Origin of the sequence: Pseudomonas sp. MPC6 (assembly GCF_006094435.1) — a bacterium.
In the GTDB taxonomy this organism is placed as follows: domain Bacteria; phylum Pseudomonadota; class Gammaproteobacteria; order Pseudomonadales; family Pseudomonadaceae; genus Aquipseudomonas.
Window position 1 is genome coordinate 379284 of sequence record NZ_CP034783.1, and the last position, 16257, is coordinate 395540.

The window sequence follows — 16257 nt, forward strand, 5'->3', positions numbered from 1 at the left end:
TGAAACGTTTCAGCTATTTCTCGAATCCGAGGTTTATCGGCGTTTGTCTGGGCGTATGCTGGCCAACTTGCGATGCAGTCGATACCAACTTCAAGACACACAAGAGAGGATTCGATGACCTACACCGCTGCCGAAAACCGCTACGACTCCATTCCTTACCGCCGCGTGGGACGCAGCGGACTGGTGCTGCCTGCACTGTCCCTGGGCCTGTGGCACAACTTCGGCGACAGCACGCCGATCGACACCCAGCGCGCCTTGTTGCGCACGGCTTTCGACCTGGGCATCAACCACTTCGACCTGGCCAACAACTACGGCCCGCCGTACGGCAGCGCCGAGATCAATTTCGGTCGTTTGCTGCGTGAAGACTTCAAGCAGTACCGTGACGAATTGATCATCTCGAGCAAGGCCGGTTGGGACATGTGGGCCGGCCCTTATGGCCAGGGCGGCGGTTCGCGCAAGTACGTGCTGGCCAGCCTGGACCAGAGCCTGCAGCGCCTGGGCCTGGACTACGTGGATATTTTCTATTCCCACCGCTTCGACCCGGATACCCCGCTGGAAGAAACCGCCAGCGCACTGGCCACCGCGGTGCAGCAGGGCAAGGCGCTGTACATTGGCATCTCGTCGTATTCCGGGGCGAAAACCCGTGAAATGGCGGCGCTGCTCAAAGAGTGGAAAGTACCGTTGCTGATTCACCAGCCTGCTTACAACCTGCTCAACCGTTGGGTAGAAAAGGACCTGTTGGACACCACCGATGAACTCGGGACGGGCGTCATCGCCTTCACGCCGCTGGCGCAGGGATTGCTGACCGACAAATACCTCAATGGCGTACCCGCCGATGCGCGGGTCAACCGACCGGGCGGTGGTTCGTTGCAGGCGTCGCACTTGTCCGAAGCCAATATCGCTCACGTGCGTGCATTGAATGAAATCGCCCAGCGTCGTGGCCAGAGTCTGGCGCAGTTGGCGTTGGCCTGGACGTTACGCGACCCACGAGTGACCTCGGCACTGATCGGCGCGAGCCGGCCGGAGCAGATTATCGAGAATGTCGGGGCGTTGCAGAATCTGAGCTTCAGCGCGCAGGAGTTGGCGGAGATTGACCGGTTTGCCCAAGAGGGCGGGGTTAATCTTTGGGAGAAGCCTTCGACGGCTGAGTAAGTGTTCGGCGCTGGATATTCCGGCGTCTGTTCCGGCCTCTTCGCGGGCAAGCCCGCTCCCACAGGTTTTTGGTTTGGCCAAAGATTTATGGTCAACCGATAGACCTGTGGGAGCGGGCTTGCCCGCGATGGGGCCATCAAATTCAGTAAAGAGACTGGGTCTTCACCTGAAAAACGGCACATCCCCCAACACCGTCGCCCGCTGCATCACCCGCCGCGCCGGCCGGTAATCGTCGACCGCATAGTGCTGTGTCACGCGGTTATCCCAGAACGCCACGTCATCCTTCTGCCAGCGCCAGCGAATGGTGAATTCCGGCCGGGTCGAATGGGCGAACAACAATTTCAGGATCGTCTCGCTTTCGGTGTCCGACAGTTCGTTGATCTTCGACGTGAAACCTTCATTGACGAACAACGACCGTCGCCCGCTCACGGGGTGCGTACGAATCACCGGGTGTGACAGCGGCGGATTCTTCCTGCGGGTTTCTTCCCATTGGGCCAGCGCTTCGGGCGTGTTGCCATAACGTTCCAGCGGGAACGAGCGGGTGAAGTCGTGGGTGGCGGTCAGTCCTTCGAGCAAGCTTTTCAGCGGCGCCGACAGTGCTTCATAGGCCGCAATGCCGCTGGCCCACAGCGTGTCGCCACCAAACTCCGGCAGCAGCTTGGCACTGAGCACGGCGCCCATGGCCGGGGTCGGCAAGAAGGTCACGTCGGTGTGCCAGATCGCGTTGTCGCGCACGTCGGTGACGGCGGTGTCGAGGATCAGCACTTCGGGCTGCTCCGGTACATTCGGGTAGATCGGGTGGATGTGCAGGTCGCCGAAATAGGCAGCGAAACGCGCCTGCTGCGGCGGTTCGATCGGCTGGTCACGGAAAAACAGCACCTGATGTTTGAGCAGCGCCTGCTCGATCGCGTCGCGCTGCTCAAGGTTCAGCGGCTGGCTGATGTCGACGCCGCTGATTTGCGCGCCGAGGGCCGAGCTGAGGGGGACAATCGTCAAGTTACTCATGGTCTTCTCTTCAATCCGGGGCGCCAGATGTGGGGTTTGGTTAGTGAGCCTGGCCATGCCAAGGCACCAGTTTGCGTTGCAGGGCGCGCAGGCCCATTTCCATGGCGAAGGCGATCAGGGCGATGACCAGAATCCCCAGAACCACCACATCGGTGACCAGGAACTGCGCGGCCGACTGCACCATGAAGCCCAGGCCACTGGTGGCAGCGATCAGCTCGGCGGCGACCAGGGTCGACCAACCCACACCCAGACCAATGCGCACACCGGTCAAGATGTCCGGCAAGGCGCTCGGCAGAATCACATGGCGAATCAACTGCGCCCGGGTCGCGCCCAACGACTGCGCGGCGCGCAACTTGGCCGGGTCGACGGTGCGCACGCCGGTCGCGGTAGCGATGGCAATCGGGGCGAAGATCGCCAGGTAGATCAGCAACACTTTCGACAGCTCACCGATGCCGCACCAGATCACGATCAGCGGCAGGTAGGCCAGTGGCGGGATAGGGCGGTAGAACTCGATCAGCGGATCGAGAATGCCGCGGGCGATGCGGTTGTGGCCGATGGCAATGCCAACCGGTACAGCGGTCAGCACCGCGAAACCGAGGCCCAGGCCGATTCGGCTGAGGCTCGCGCCCAAGTGCTGCCACAACGTCGAATCCATATAGCCGGTAGTCACCAACAGCCAGCCTTTGTCCAGCACGGCGGACGGTGGCGGCAGGAACAGCGGTTCGATCATTCCCGTGGCGGTAACGGCCCACCAAATGGCAATCAGCACGACCAGCGTCAGCACGCTGATCCAGCGCGTACTCAGGCTGCGGCGCAGCGCAATCACCGTCGAACCCGGTTTCACCGCCGCGGCGGGAATTTCATAACTGCTCATGCGCGCTCCTGCCGCGTGGCGGCGCTGCGTTGGGAGAACACCTTGGCGAGCACGTGTTCGCGGGTCTCGATAAAACGCCGGTCGGATTTGATCGATCGTGCGGGCTCACCGGCGGCGTAGCGCTGGCCGAAATCCAGGCTCAGGCGCTCGACGATCTGTCCAGGATTGGGCGCCAGCAGAATCAGATCCGTGGCGAGGAACACCGCTTCTTCAATGTCATGGGTAATCAGAAAAACCGGTTTGGCGGTGCGCTGCCAGACCTGCAGCAGCAGCTCCTGCATCTGTTCCCGGGTGAAGGCATCGAGCGCGCCGAAGGGTTCGTCCATCAGCAGCACTCGAGGATCGGCAGCGAGCGCGCGGGCCAGGCCGACGCGTTGCTTCTGCCCACCGGACAGCTGCCAGATGCGCCGGTTTTCGAAGCCGGAAAGGTCCACCAGCGCGAGCATTTCCCGGGCGCGGATTTCGCGTTTTTCCCGGGAAACACCCGCCAGCTCCAGGCCGAAGCCGACGTTGGCCAGCACGTCCTGCCAGGGCAGCAGGGCGTCATCCTGAAACACTACGCCACGTTCGGCGCTCGGGCCTTTGACCGGTACGCCGTCAAGGGTGATGCGTCCGGCGCTGGGTTCCACGAAACCGGCAATCAGGTTCAACAGCGAAGTCTTGCCACTGCCGGACGGGCCGAGGGCGACCAGCAATTGCTGGGGCCCTAGGCTCAAGGATATATCCGCCAGCACAGGTTCAGGGCTACCTGGGTACTGTGCGCTGATGCGCTCCAGCTGAAGCAAAGCCATTGCGGTTAACTCCGATCAGTTGGTGATGTATTTGGCGCTGACGTAGGGGGCGTAGTCCGGCAGCACGGCTTCGACCTTGCCTTGTTCCTTGAGGAACGTGGCGGTGTCGGTGATGGCCTTGGTGGTCGGCGCGCCGAGGCTGATCACCTGATCTGCCGCCAGCGGGTAGACGTTGCCTTGCAGCAGCAATGGGATGTCGCCGGCCTTGGCGCCGGACAGTTTCACCAGCTTGTCGACGTTGCTTTGATTGGCGAGCCAGGCTTTCGGATCCTTGCGGTATTCGGCGTAGGCATCGAGCGTCACTTTGGCGAACGCGGTGACGATTTCCGGGTGCTTCTCGGCGAAGTCCTTGCGCACGATCCAGGCATCGAAGGTCGGTGCGCCGAACTTGGCCAGTTCGCCAGAGGTGATCAGCACTTTGCCGTTTTCCTTGGCCACACCGAGCGCCGGGTCCCAAACGTAGGTGGCGTCGATGTCACCGCGTTTCCATGCAGCGATGATCGCGGGCGGCGCGAGATTGAGCACGGTGACTTTCGACGGGTCGATGTTCCAGTGCTTCAGCGCGGCGAGCAGGCTGTAGTGGCCGGTGGAAACGAAGGGCACGGCGATTTTCTTGCCGATCAGGTCCTGCGGGGTCTTGATCCCGGAACCGTCGCGGGCGACCAGGGCTTCGGCGGCGCCGATCTGGGTGGCGATGAGGAAGGTTTGCACCGGGACTTTGCGGGTGATTGCCGCCGTCAGGGGGCTGGAGCCGAGGTAGCCGATCTGTACGTCGCCGGAAGCGATGGCGGCGATGATGTCGGCACCGTTGTCGAATTTGCGCCAATCGATTTTGGCGTGGGTGGCTTTTTCGTAGGCGCCGTCGGCCTGGGCGACTTTGGCCGGGTCAACGGTGGTCTGGTAAGCGACAGTGACGTCGGCGGCCTGGGCAAAGAAGCTCGCCGCAGCCAGGGACGCGGCCGCCAGGAGGCGAAGAGGGAAATTCAGTTTCATTGAGAAGCTCCTTGTCAGGCGACCGAGTGTCGGCGTGAAAGGAGACTAAATGATCTAAGAATTCAAAAATAAATAACTTTTTAGAATTAGCTTGTGAGCGGAAAATTCTAAGGGAGAGGCGCCGCGGCGTTCGATGCAGGAGCGTGCTTGCTCGCGAAAAACCTGAGAACGCCGTGAGGTGTCAGGTTCACAGCGTTATCGTTGACGAGCATCGCTGGCAAGCCAGCTCCTACAGGGGTTTGTGTGGGGCCGCGATCGTTGCGGGATCCCGGATCTGTAGGAGCCGGCTTGCTGGCGAAGAGGTCCGCAGGAGCTTCAGAGGTCAGTTGCTGATGGCTAAAATGCTTGCCTGATACGACCCGACAAACACATCGAAATCGCCGACTTCGTTCTGCTCCAGCTCCACCTGCTGCGCCAGCGACGAACGCGCCCGCTCTTCAAACTTCGCTTGCTCCTCGGTGCTCAACGGCTCGCTGCGGAAATACTCCGCATGCACCTGGCTCTGACGCAGGGAGAACTGAGCAAAACTTTCCTTGTGCTCAGCCATTGCCGCCAGCACCTGGGCCGATGGCGTCAGGGACGGATCCCGGACCTTGGCCAGTTGCGCATCCAAGGCCTTGCTGTGGGTCTCGCCGCCGTGGCTCTGATCCAGCAGCGCCGCCAGTGGCGCAATCTTCTCCAGCAACTCGCTGGCCCACTCTTTCATATCCACCGGCTGACCATCGCGTTGCAGTTGCAGGCCCGGACGGCGACCCTCCTTGACCACGCTGAGGAAGTTCGAGGTCGCGTTACCGCATGAGGTGTTGGTCAGCAGCGGGCTGTCGTTCAGCGCGCAGTACAGCAGGAATGCGTCGAGGAACCGCGACTCCGGCAGGTCGATGCCCATCGGCAGGAACGGGTTGATGTCCAGGCAGCGCACCTCGACGTACTGAATGCCACGGGCCACCAGCGCCTGGATCGGCCGTTCGCCGGTGTAGGTCACGCGTTTGGGGCGGATGTTGGAGTAGTACTCGTTTTCGATCTGCAGGATATTGGTGTTGAGCTGGACCCACTCACCATCCTTGTGCGTGCCGATCTCGACATAGGGTGCATAGGGCGTGGCCACCGCTTTGCGCAGGCTGTCGGTGTAGCTGGCCAGATCGTTGTAGCAGGGCGTCAGGCCGGCCTGGGCATTGCTCTGGTAGCCCAGGTCGCTCATGCGCAAGCTGGTGGCGTACGGCAGGTACAGGGTATCCGGGTCCAGTTGTTCCAACTGGTGCGAACGGCCGCGCAGGAAGCCGGCGTCCAGTGCTGGCGAAGCGCCGAACAGGTACATCAGCAACCAGCTGTAGCGACGGAAGTTACGAATCAGCGCGATATAGGCCGACGACTGATAGTCGCGGTCGGTGCCGACAAAACCTTCAGACGCCTTGAGCAGCGGCCAGAGCTTCTCCGGCAAGGAAAAGTTGTAATGGATCCCGGCGATGCACTGCATGGTCTTGCCGTAACGCAGGGCCAGGCCCTTGCGATAGACGTACTTGAGCTGACCGATGTTGGAGGTGCCGTAATAGGCGATCGGAATGTCTTCCTCGGCCGGCAACGGGCACGGCATCGATGGACTCCACAGGTACTCGTTGCCGAGCTTGCTGTAGGCAAAACGGTGAATGCTGTCCAGGCTCGCCAAGGTGTCCGCCGGATCGGGCAGGGCCGGGGTGATGAACTCCAGCAGCGACTCGGAATAGTCGGTGGTGATTTGTTCGTTGGTCAGCGCGGAACCCAATTCTTCCGGGTGCGGCGTTTGCGCCAGGCGACCTTCGCCGGTCACGCGCAGGCATTCACGTTCGATGCCGTGAAGACACTGCTCGAGCAGAGAGAGGTTAGCGCGCTCGCCGAGCAGAGCCAGGCGGCGGTTGAGAAGTTCGCTCAAGTTGGATTCCTTCACGCGTCAGTCGCCCCAATATGGGGGTGGGCAAGACGGTCTACAAGGGTGAGTTTGAAACTGGCGTTTTCGCCTGGTTTTTGAACAGCACGGAGCACATCCCAGTCAGTCAAGGAGCGATCACCGCAAACCCTGTGGGAGCGGGCTTGCTCGCGAAAGCGGTGTGTCAGGCGACTTGAATATTGACTGACACACCCTATTCGCGAGCAAGCCCGCTCCCACAGAAAATCGCGGCGCAGCTTTCATTGCGCCGAAATTAACTCAAAACGTGGGTAAGGAGCTATAGGACAGCGAACGTGCCCTGTGCTTTTGCGACAAGTTTGTCGCCTTGCATCACGTCAGCTTCGACCACCAACGTGCGGCGGCCCGGGTGAATGACCCGTGCCGTGCACATCACTTCACCGTCAGAAACGGCGCGAATGTAGTTGATCTTGCATTCGATGGTCACGCTCTGCTGGTCAAAGCCATGGCTGCTGGAACACGCCAGCCCCATGGCAATGTCCACCAGGCTGAACAAGGCCCCGCCGTGCAGCTTGCCGCCGCGATTGCGCAGCGCTGGCGCAAGCGCCAGGGCGACTTGCGCCACCCCGGTTTCCAGGCTGTGCAAGCGACACCCCAGCAGCTTGAAAAACGCGCTTTCGGTCAGGCCGGCAGGCAGCTCCATCAGCGTTTCTTCAGCTGCTTGGCGTTGGCGAACAGCGAAGCCATGGCATTGTTGGCCGGCGCCGCTGCCGTGGTTTCCTTGCGCGGTGCGTTGTTCTGGGACTGGCGCGGAGCCGAACCAGGACGCGCGCCACGGGCACCGTCGATCTTCTCGCCCGGGGTGTCGCTCATGCGCATCGACAGGCCTACGCGTTTGCGCGGGATGTCCACTTCCATCACCTTCACCTTCACCACGTCACCGGCTTTCACCGCTTCGCGGGGGTCCTTGATGAACTTCTCCGAAAGCGCAGAGATATGCACCAAACCGTCCTGATGCACGCCGATGTCGACGAATGCGCCGAAGTTCGTCACGTTGGTCACCACGCCTTCGAGGATCATGCCCGGCTGCAGGTCCTTGAGGTCTTCGACGCCTTCCTGGAACTCGGCGGTCTTGAACCCTGGACGCGGGTCGCGACCCGGTTTTTCCAGCTCTTGCAGAATGTCGGTGACTGTTGGCAGACCGAACGTCTCGTCAGTGTACTTCTTCGGGTCAAGACGCTTGAGGAACGTGGCGTCGCCGATCAGCGAACGGATGTCGCGGTCGGTCTCGGCGGCGATGCGCTGAACCAGCGGATAGGCTTCCGGGTGAACCGCAGACGAATCCAGCGGGTTGTCGCCGTTCATTACACGCAGGAAGCCGGCGGCCTGTTCGAAGGTTTTTTCGCCCAGGCGCGCGACTTTCTTCAACGCCGCACGGGTCTTGAATGCGCCATGCTCGTCGCGATGGCTGACGATGTTCTGCGCCAACGTCGCGTTGAGGCCGGAGATACGGGCCAGCAGCGCCACGGAAGCAGTGTTGACGTCGACGCCCACGGCGTTCACGCAGTCCTCGACCACAGCATCCAGGCCGCGCGCCAGTTTCAGCTGCGAGACATCGTGCTGGTACTGGCCGACGCCGATGGACTTCGGATCGATTTTCACCAGTTCGGCCAGCGGATCCTGAAGACGACGGGCGATCGACACCGCACCACGGATCGACACGTCGAGGTCCGGGAATTCCTTGGAAGCCAGTTCCGACGCCGAGTAAACCGATGCGCCGGCCTCGGACACCATGACCTTGGTCATCTTCATCGCTGGGTATTTTTTGATCAGTTCAGCCGCCAGCTTGTCGGTTTCGCGGCTGGCGGTGCCGTTGCCGATGGCGATCAGGTCCACCGCATGCTTGGCGCACAGGGCGGCAAGAATCGCGAGGGTCTGGTCCCACTTGTTGTGCGGCACATGCGGGTACACCGTGGCGTGATCCAGCAGCTTGCCGGTGGCATCGACCACGGCGACCTTGCAACCGGTGCGCAGGCCCGGGTCGAGGCCCAGGGTGGCGCGCGGGCCGGCCGGGGCCGACAGCAGCAAATCGTGCAGGTTGTGGGCGAACACGTTGATCGCTTCGGTTTCCGCGCCATCGCGCAGCTCACCCAGCAGGTCGGTTTCCAGGTGCGTATAGAGCTTGACCTTCCAGGTCCAGCGCACCACTTCACCCAGCCATTTGTCGGCGGCGCGATTCTGGTTCTGGATGCCGAATTGCTGGCCGATCATGCCTTCGCACGGGTGCATGGTCCCTGGCAGCTCGTCGCCGACTTTCAGCGCAGAGCTGAGGATGCCTTCGTTGCGGCCACGGAAAATCGCCAGGGCGCGGTGCGATGGCATGCTTTTCAGCGGTTCGTCGTGTTCGAAGTAGTCGCGGAACTTGGCGCCTGCCTCTTCCTTGCCGGCGATCACGCGGGCACTGAGGGTGGCTTCCTGCTTGAGGTAGCTGCGCAGCTTGTCCAGGAGGCCGGCGTCTTCGGCGAACCGCTCCATCAGGATGTACTTGGCGCCCTCAAGGGCTGCCTTCACGTCTGCGACGCCTTTTTCGGCGTCGATGAAGCGCGCTGCTTCGGTTTCAGGGCTCAGGGTCGGGTCGTTGAACAAGCCGTCTGCCAGCTCGCCGAGGCCGGCTTCCAGGGCGATCTGGCCCTTGGTGCGGCGTTTTTGCTTGTACGGCAGGTACAAGTCTTCGAGGCGGGTCTTGGTGTCGGCGAGTTTGATGTCGCGTTCAAGCTGCGGGGTCAGCTTGCCTTGCTCCTGGATGCTGGAGAGGATACTGATACGCCGTTCGTCGAGTTCTCGCAGGTAGCGCAGACGCTCTTCCAGATGACGCAGCTGGATGTCATCGAGGCTGCCGGTCACTTCTTTCCGGTAGCGGGCGATGAAGGGCACCGTGGAGCCTTCATCGAGTAGCGCGACGGCCGCTTCGACCTGTTGTGGGCGTACACCGAGTTCCTCGGCGATGCGGCTGTTGATGCTGTCCATAAAACCACCTGACAAATTGTGAAAGCAGGCTCGCAGGCACCGGGTAAAAGGCTCGGCGAGTCTGGTTGAGCGGCCTGGCCTGCGCCGCTACCTGGATCAACAGGCTTCCCGTTGACCCGTGAAATCGAACAATTACTGCCGGTGCCGTAAAAATAAAAAAGCAGCCACCGCAGTAATGATCAGACGTTGCCTGACACAAAAGGCCGCGCATTATAACCAGCGTTCGGTCATTCGGGGGCATCAGAGGCTGCAGGCACAATGCGCGGATTCCTGGCGGTGAAGGAAAAATCTGCTAACAATGCACACGGTGCGTATAACGGCAGCTACGCCATAATGCGCGCCGAGATCAAAGGAGCATCCAATGAGCAGCACTGCAAACATTGCTGAAGGCGAAAAAATTCTTATCGTTGACGACGATCCCGGGCTCAGCAGCCTGCTGGAACGCTTTTTCGTCAGCAAGGGCTACCGCGCCCGCGCCGTGCCGAACACCGAGCAAATGGACCGCCTGCTGGCGCGTGAAGTGTTCAACCTGGTCGTCCTCGACCTGATGCTGCCCGGTGAAGACGGCTTGACCGCTTGCCGCCGCCTGCGCGGTGCGAACAATCAGATTCCGATCATCATGCTCACCGCCAAGGGCGATGAACTGAGTCGCATCAAGGGCCTCGAGCTGGGCGCCGACGATTACCTGGCCAAGCCATTCAACCCGGACGAGCTGATGGCTCGGGTCAAAGCGGTCCTGCGCCGCCAGGCAGCACCGGTGCCTGGCGCGCCGGGCAGCGAAGACGAAAGCGTGACCTTCGGTGACTACGAGCTGTCCCTGGCTACCCGCGAGCTCAAGCGCGGCGACGAAGTGCACATGCTCACCACCGGTGAGTTCGCAGTGCTCAAGGCACTGGTGATGAACGCTCGTCAGCCACTGACCCGCGATAAACTGATGAACCTGGCCCGTGGTCGCGAGTGGGATGCGCTGGAGCGTTCCATCGACGTGCAGATTTCCCGTCTGCGCCGGATGATCGAACCTGATCCATCCAAGCCACGCTACATTCAGACGGTATGGGGCGTGGGTTACGTGTTCGTTCCGGATGGCGCCGCCACCAAGTGATCGGCAATTTGTAGGAGCGGGTCTTGCGGATGATTTGTCCGCAGACTCGCCAACCGCAATGTGCGAGCATCGCTCGCTCCTGCAAGCGTTAACGGTTATTCATGAAAACCCCGGTCTGGTTCCCCCAAAGTTTTTTCGCCCGCACCCTGTGGCTGGTGCTGATCGTCGTCCTGTTTTCCAAGGCGCTGACCCTGGTTTATCTGTTGATGAACGAGGACGTGCTGGTGGACCGCCAATACAGCCACGGCGTCGCCCTGACGCTTCGCGCCTACTGGGCGGCCGATGAAGAGAACCGTGAAAAGATTGCCGACAGCGTGCCGCTGATTCGTGTGGTGGGTGCCGGCGTGCCGGAAGGCGAGCAGCACTGGCCCTACAGCGAGATCTACCAACGGCAGATGCAGACCGAATTGGGTCCCGACACCGAAGTCCGATTACGCATGCATTCGCCACCGGCGCTATGGGTCCGGGCGCCAAGCCTGGGTGACGGCTGGTTGAAAGTGCCGCTGTATCCGCACCCTCTGCGCGGTCAGAAAATCTGGAACGTCCTCGGCTGGTTCCTGGCCATCGGCTTGCTGTCGACCGCTTCGGCGTGGATCTTCGTGAGTCAGCTCAATCAACCCTTGAAGCGTCTGGTGTTTGCCGCGAGGCAACTCGGCCAGGGTCGCAGCGTGCGCCTGCCGATCAGCGACACGCCCAGTGAAATGACCGAGGTTTACCGTGCCTTCAACCAGATGGCCGAAGACGTCGAACAGGCTGGCCGCGAGCGTGAACTGATGCTGGCCGGGGTGTCCCACGACCTGCGCACGCCGCTGACCCGTTTGCGGCTGTCCCTGGAGTTGATGGGCGACCACAGCGACCTGACGGACGACATGGTGCGCGATATCGAAGACATGGACGCGATTCTCGACCAGTTCCTGGCTTTCATCCGCGATGGCCGTGACGAGTCGGTGGAAGAGGTGGACTTGACTGACCTGGTGCGCGAAGTCGCCGCGCCGTACAACCAGAATGAAGAAAAAGTCCAACTGCGCCTGGAGCCGATTCAACCCTTTCCCCTGCGGCGGGTGTCGATGAAGCGGCTGCTGAATAACCTGATCGGCAACGCGCTGCATCACGCTGGCAGCGGGGTCGAAGTGGCGGCTTATGTGTCCGGGGATGTCAGCGCACCCTATGTGGTGCTGAGTGTCATGGACCGTGGCGCAGGGATTGATCCGTCGGAGCTGGAAGCGATCTTCAATCCGTTCACCCGCGGTGATCGTGCCCGGGGCGGGAAGGGGACCGGGCTGGGATTAGCCATCGTGAAGCGGATTGCTTCGATGCATGGCGGCAATGTCGAACTGCGCAACCGGTCCGGTGGCGGGCTGGAAGCGCGGGTGCGGTTGCCGTTGGGGTTGATGTTGCCCCGGGATGCGGTTTAAGCGCTGGCATCTCTGTCATTCCGACGAAGGCGGCCTTACAGCCGCCATATATTTCGGCGATTAACCTTTACCTTTGGTGCGCGTCATATTCGGCCCACCATTCTTCTCCAGATGCTCGATGATGATCCCCGCGACATTCTTGCTGGTGGTGGCTTCAATCCCCTCCAGCCCCGGCGACGAGTTCACTTCCATCACCAGCGGACCATGATTGGAACGCAGGATATCCACCCCGGCCACGGCCAACCCCATCACCTTGGCCGCACGCAAGGCCGTCATGCGCTCTTCCGGCGTGATCTTGATCAGGCTGGCGCTGCCGCCCCGGTGCAGGTTGGAGCGGAATTCCCCGGGCTTGGCCTGGCGTTTCATCGCTGCAATCACCTTGTCGCCGACCACGAAGCAGCGAATGTCCGCACCGCCGGCTTCCTTGATGTATTCCTGAACCATGATGTTCTGCTTGAGGCCCATGAACGCCTCGATCACCGACTCGGCCGCAGTCGCGGTTTCACACAGCACCACGCCGATGCCCTGGGTGCCTTCCAGCACCTTGATCACCAGCGGCGCGCCGTTGACCATCGCGATCAAATCGGGAATGTCGTCCGGGGAGTGGGCAAAGCCGGTGACCGGCAAGCCGATCCCGCGGCGCGACAGCAATTGCAGCGAACGCAGTTTGTCCCGCGAGCGGGCGATGGCCACCGATTCGTTGAGCGGAAATACGCCCATCATTTCGAACTGGCGCAACACCGCGCAGCCATAAAACGTCACCGACGCACCGATCCGTGGAATCACCGCGTCGAAACCTTCCAGCGGCTTGCCGCGGTAGTGGATCTGCGGCTTGTGGCTGGCAATGTTCATATAGGCGCGCAGGGTGTCGATCACCACCATTTCATGGCCACGCTCGGTCCCGGCTTCAACCAGACGACGAGTGGAATACAGACGCGGGTTTCGCGACAGCACAGCGATCTTCATGCAACACCTGTGGAGGAGGTAGATACCGGGAACACCGGCTTGTCTTGTACGTATTTGATGCCCGGATTGACCACCAGTTGGCCGTCGATCAGGGCTTTGGAACCGAGTAACAGGCGATACCGCATGGACTTTCGGCAGGCGAGGGTGAACTCGACCCGCCAGACCCGATCACCGAGGGCCAGGGTCGTGCTGACCACGTAACGCATCTGCGCGTGGCCGTTCGAGCTTTTAATGGTTTTGCGCGTCACCAGCGGAGCTTCGCAGCGCCGGTGACGCAGCTGCACCACCGTGCCCAGGTGCGCAGTAAAACGCACCCACTGTTCGCCCTCGCGCTCGAATGGCTCGATGTCGGTGGCATGCAGGCTGGAGGTGCTGGCACCGGTGTCGATTTTTGCCCGCAGGCCGGCGACTCCCAAATCCGGGAGCGCCACCCACTCGCGCAGACCGACAACGGTCAAATGGTCAAATGTCTTCAATAGGAAAAAACCGGCGATTAACGCGTCCAGGCGCCAGGTGTGACCTGGGCCAACGCTTTGAATGCAGGCCTGGCGAACCAGTAACCCTGCATCAGAAATATTCCACAGTCCGCCAGGAAATCCCGTTCTCCGGCACTTTCGATGCCTTCGGCGATGACTGTAACGTCCAACTCCGCACAGATTGTGACAATCCCTCGAACGATAGCCTGACGAACACGATCGCGATCGACATCGCGGATCAGTGCCATGTCGAGTTTGATCAGGTCCGGTTGGAAATCAGCCAGCAGATTGAGCCCCGAGTAACCGGCACCGAAATCGTCGATGGCGGTCTTGAAGCCGAATTCGCGGTATTCACGCAGAATATTAGTCAAATGGCGATAGTTATCTACGTGCTGGCTTTCCAAGGTTTCGAAAATCAGCCGGTCGATGGGGAAATCGTGTTTTTTTGCCGCCTCCAGGGTGCTGCGAATACACAGCTCCGGACGGTAAACGGCGTTAGGCATAAAGTTGATCGACAAGTGTGTCTGCATATTTAAATTTGCCGCGCCCTCAATGGCTCGTCTCCGGCAAAGCTGGTCGAAGCGGTAACGGTTGTCGTCTGTGACCCGGTCGAGCACCGACAGCGCGCCCTCTCCTGCGACGCCTCGTACCAATGCTTCATGGGCGAAAATGGACTGGTCGCGCAAATCGACGATCGGTTGATAGGCGAAGGCAAAGTCGAAGCCCAGTGGCTCGCTCTGTTGGCAGCCCTGACAACCGACCTTGGGCGAGGTCAACGACGACGGAAATATAGTCACTCGATCACTCCATGCCGGTGAGCCGGCCTTGATCACATTCTATCTGGCGGGCCGGGTTCTTGCGCCCGACAGAAACGGTAGTACAGTTCCGACTATGGGCTGAAAGAGGAATTCAAGTGACACAAAAACAGGAAGAGGACGACAAGGTCCGTCTCGATAAGTGGTTGTGGGCTGCGCGTTTTTATAAAACACGTGCCTTGGCCAAGGCGGCGATAGAAGGTGGCAAGGTGCATTGCCGGGGCGAACGCTGCAAACCGGGCAAGGAACCGAGGATCGGCGACGAGTTTCAGATTCGCCAAGGCTTCGAGGAACGCACGGTGGTGGTCCAGGCGTTATCCATTGTGCGCCGTGGCGCGCCGCAGGCTCAGGCGCTCTATGCCGAAACCGAAGCCAGCGTCGCCAAACGCGAAGCGGCGGCTGCCATGCGCAAGGCCGGTTCGCTGGGCGTGAGTACCGATGGCAAGCCCAGCAAGAAACAGCGACGGGATTTGTTCAAGTTTCGCGGCAGTAGCAACGACGAGTAATCCCGTTGATCCTGTGTCGTTCGGGCGAAATCCCACGAAGCCCGACCGGCGCAGGTTTCACCTTGCCTGGAACAAACCCGGGATTGTTCATAAAATGCCTGCCTTGGCTGCACGTAACGCACCCCATGGGTGCAGCAGACGCAATGTACAAACGCTTGTATCCCTATTGCCATTACTTCAGATACCCAGACCTATGACCGACCTGACGGATACCGACTACACCCAACGCTTCATCTTCGATGACAGCGACACCCGCGGCGAGCTGGTTACGTTGGAGCGAAGCTATGCCGAAGTCCTGGCCAAACATCCCTATCCGGAGCCGGTCGCACAACTGCTCGGCGAACTGATGGCGGCGGCGTCGTTGCTGGTCGGCACCTTGAAGTTCGATGGATTGCTGATTCTTCAGGCCCGCTCCGATGGTCCGGTGCCGCTGCTGATGATCGAATGTTCCAGCGAACGTGAGATCCGCGGGCTGGCCCGTTATGAGGCCGACAGGATCGCACCCGATGCGACCCTCGCCGACCTGATGCCCAACGGCGTATTGGCACTGACCGTCGATCCGACCCAGGGTCAGCGCTACCAAGGCATTGTCGATCTCGACGGTGAAACCCTGTCGGATTGTTTCACCAACTATTTCGTCATGTCGCAGCAGGTGAATACGCGCTTCTGGCTGTACGCCGATGGCCGTCGTGCCCGCGGCCTGCTGCTGCAGCAATTACCCGCCGACCGTCTGAAAGATGAAGAAGAACGCGCCGCCAGCTGGCAGCACATCACCGCGCTGGCCAGCACCCTGACCGCCGATGAATTGCTTGGTCTAGACAACGAAACCGTACTTCATCGCCTCTACCATGAAGAGCAAGTCCGTCTGTTCGATGTGCAAAAACTGCGCTTCCGTTGCAGCTGCTCGCGCGAACGATCTGCCAATGCCTTGGTCAGTTTGGGACTTGAAGATGCGCAGGCACTGGTCATCGAACACGGTGGCAACATCGAGATCGACTGCCAGTTCTGCAACGAGCGCTACCTGTTCGACGCCGCCGATATCGTTCAATTGTTCGCCGGTGCGGGCGTCGAGACGCCGTCAGATACCCGTCACTAAAACGGTTCAGCGCAGGTAAATTCACTGGTTAGTGCCGGATTAACGCCGTAACGACGGGAGGGCCCTACTATTTTTGGGCTTTTCTGGCATAATCCGGCCCACTTTTTTCGCGGTAGTAGTGCACGACTTTCTACTACAAAACGTTTGGAGCACACTCGGC

The 16257-nt window shown here is 60.7% G+C and carries 15 protein-coding genes and 1 pseudogene; 5 read left to right on the forward strand and 11 right to left on the reverse strand.

Translation table 11 applies throughout. From position 1 onward, the window contains the following. The first annotated feature begins 114 nt into the window (after window positions 1-114). Complete coding sequence (mgrA, locus tag ELQ88_RS03695; RefSeq protein WP_128873847.1) at window positions 115-1152, forward strand: L-glyceraldehyde 3-phosphate reductase; 1038 nt, start codon at window positions 115-117, stop codon at window positions 1150-1152. Between the two features lie 162 nt (window positions 1153-1314). On the opposite strand, the gene tauD is transcribed toward mgrA, so the two are convergent. The 8 genes and pseudogenes from tauD to ELQ88_RS03730 form a co-directional block, all read right to left on the reverse strand. Further along, window positions 1315-2157, reverse strand: coding sequence for a taurine dioxygenase (gene tauD / locus ELQ88_RS03700; RefSeq protein ID WP_128873846.1), 843 nt, complete (start codon window positions 2155-2157; stop codon window positions 1315-1317). Window positions 2158-2197: 40 nt separating this feature from the next. Continuing rightward, on the reverse strand, window positions 2198-3031 hold the full coding sequence (tauC, locus tag ELQ88_RS03705) for a taurine ABC transporter permease TauC (protein ID WP_128873845.1): 834 nt from the start codon (window positions 3029-3031) through the stop codon (window positions 2198-2200). Then, window positions 3028-3822, reverse strand: a complete 795-nt coding sequence (tauB, locus tag ELQ88_RS03710; RefSeq protein WP_138963718.1) for a taurine ABC transporter ATP-binding subunit — start codon at window positions 3820-3822, stop codon at window positions 3028-3030. The genes tauC and tauB overlap by 4 nt, the downstream gene beginning before the upstream one ends. A 15-nt stretch (window positions 3823-3837) precedes the next feature. Next, on the reverse strand, window positions 3838-4815 hold the full coding sequence (tauA, locus tag ELQ88_RS03715; protein ID WP_138963720.1) for a taurine ABC transporter substrate-binding protein: 978 nt from the start codon (window positions 4813-4815) through the stop codon (window positions 3838-3840). Window positions 4816-4952: 137 nt separating this feature from the next. Next, window positions 4953-5027: pseudogene (locus ELQ88_RS34510) on the reverse strand (outer membrane lipoprotein carrier protein LolA); the annotation flags it as partial. Between the two features lie 110 nt (window positions 5028-5137). Beyond that, complete coding sequence (gene gshA / locus ELQ88_RS03720) at window positions 5138-6721, reverse strand: glutamate--cysteine ligase (RefSeq protein ID WP_138963722.1); 1584 nt, start codon at window positions 6719-6721, stop codon at window positions 5138-5140. Between the two features lie 292 nt (window positions 6722-7013). Next, window positions 7014-7397: a PaaI family thioesterase gene (locus ELQ88_RS03725; protein ID WP_128873842.1), complete on the reverse strand. Its 384-nt coding sequence runs from the start codon at window positions 7395-7397 to the stop codon at window positions 7014-7016. Next, window positions 7397-9721 (reverse strand): Tex family protein, encoded by a 2325-nt coding sequence (locus ELQ88_RS03730; RefSeq protein WP_128873841.1) that lies wholly within the window; start codon window positions 9719-9721, stop codon window positions 7397-7399. The genes ELQ88_RS03725 and ELQ88_RS03730 overlap by 1 nt, the downstream gene beginning before the upstream one ends. Before the next feature lie 361 nt (window positions 9722-10082). On the opposite strand from ELQ88_RS03730, the gene ompR reads away from it, so the two are divergent. Both ompR and ELQ88_RS03740 read left to right on the forward strand, forming a co-directional pair. After that, window positions 10083-10823: a two-component system response regulator OmpR gene (gene ompR, locus ELQ88_RS03735; protein ID WP_064675389.1), complete on the forward strand. Its 741-nt coding sequence runs from the start codon at window positions 10083-10085 to the stop codon at window positions 10821-10823. Window positions 10824-10924: 101 nt separating this feature from the next. After that, the gene (locus ELQ88_RS03740; protein WP_128873840.1) at window positions 10925-12238 is read left to right on the forward strand and encodes an ATP-binding protein; all 1314 of its coding nucleotides are present in this window, start codon (window positions 10925-10927) and stop codon (window positions 12236-12238) included. Window positions 12239-12298: 60 nt separating this feature from the next. On the opposite strand, the gene rimK is transcribed toward ELQ88_RS03740, so the two are convergent. Genes rimK through ELQ88_RS03755 form a run of 3 tightly spaced genes read right to left on the reverse strand, consistent with a single transcriptional unit; the run spans window position 12299 to window position 14477 of the window. Next, a complete protein-coding gene (rimK, locus tag ELQ88_RS03745; RefSeq protein WP_138963724.1) occupies window positions 12299-13204 on the reverse strand; it encodes a 30S ribosomal protein S6--L-glutamate ligase in 906 nt (301 codons plus the stop codon). Beyond that, a complete protein-coding gene (locus tag ELQ88_RS03750) occupies window positions 13201-13662 on the reverse strand; it encodes an ATP-dependent zinc protease (RefSeq protein WP_178084736.1) in 462 nt (153 codons plus the stop codon). Before ELQ88_RS03750 ends, rimK begins: the two co-directional genes overlap by 4 nt. Window positions 13663-13697: 35 nt before the next feature. Next, window positions 13698-14477, reverse strand: coding sequence for an EAL domain-containing protein (locus tag ELQ88_RS03755; protein WP_128873935.1), 780 nt, complete (start codon window positions 14475-14477; stop codon window positions 13698-13700). Between the two features lie 116 nt (window positions 14478-14593). On the opposite strand from ELQ88_RS03755, the gene ELQ88_RS03760 reads away from it, so the two are divergent. Both ELQ88_RS03760 and hslO read left to right on the forward strand, forming a co-directional pair. Then, on the forward strand, window positions 14594-15001 hold the full coding sequence (locus ELQ88_RS03760; protein WP_128873838.1) for a S4 domain-containing protein: 408 nt from the start codon (window positions 14594-14596) through the stop codon (window positions 14999-15001). 193 nt (window positions 15002-15194) lie between these two features. Continuing rightward, window positions 15195-16097 (forward strand): Hsp33 family molecular chaperone HslO, encoded by a 903-nt coding sequence (hslO, locus tag ELQ88_RS03765; protein ID WP_128873837.1) that lies wholly within the window; start codon window positions 15195-15197, stop codon window positions 16095-16097. Window positions 16098-16257: the final 160 nt, after the last annotated feature.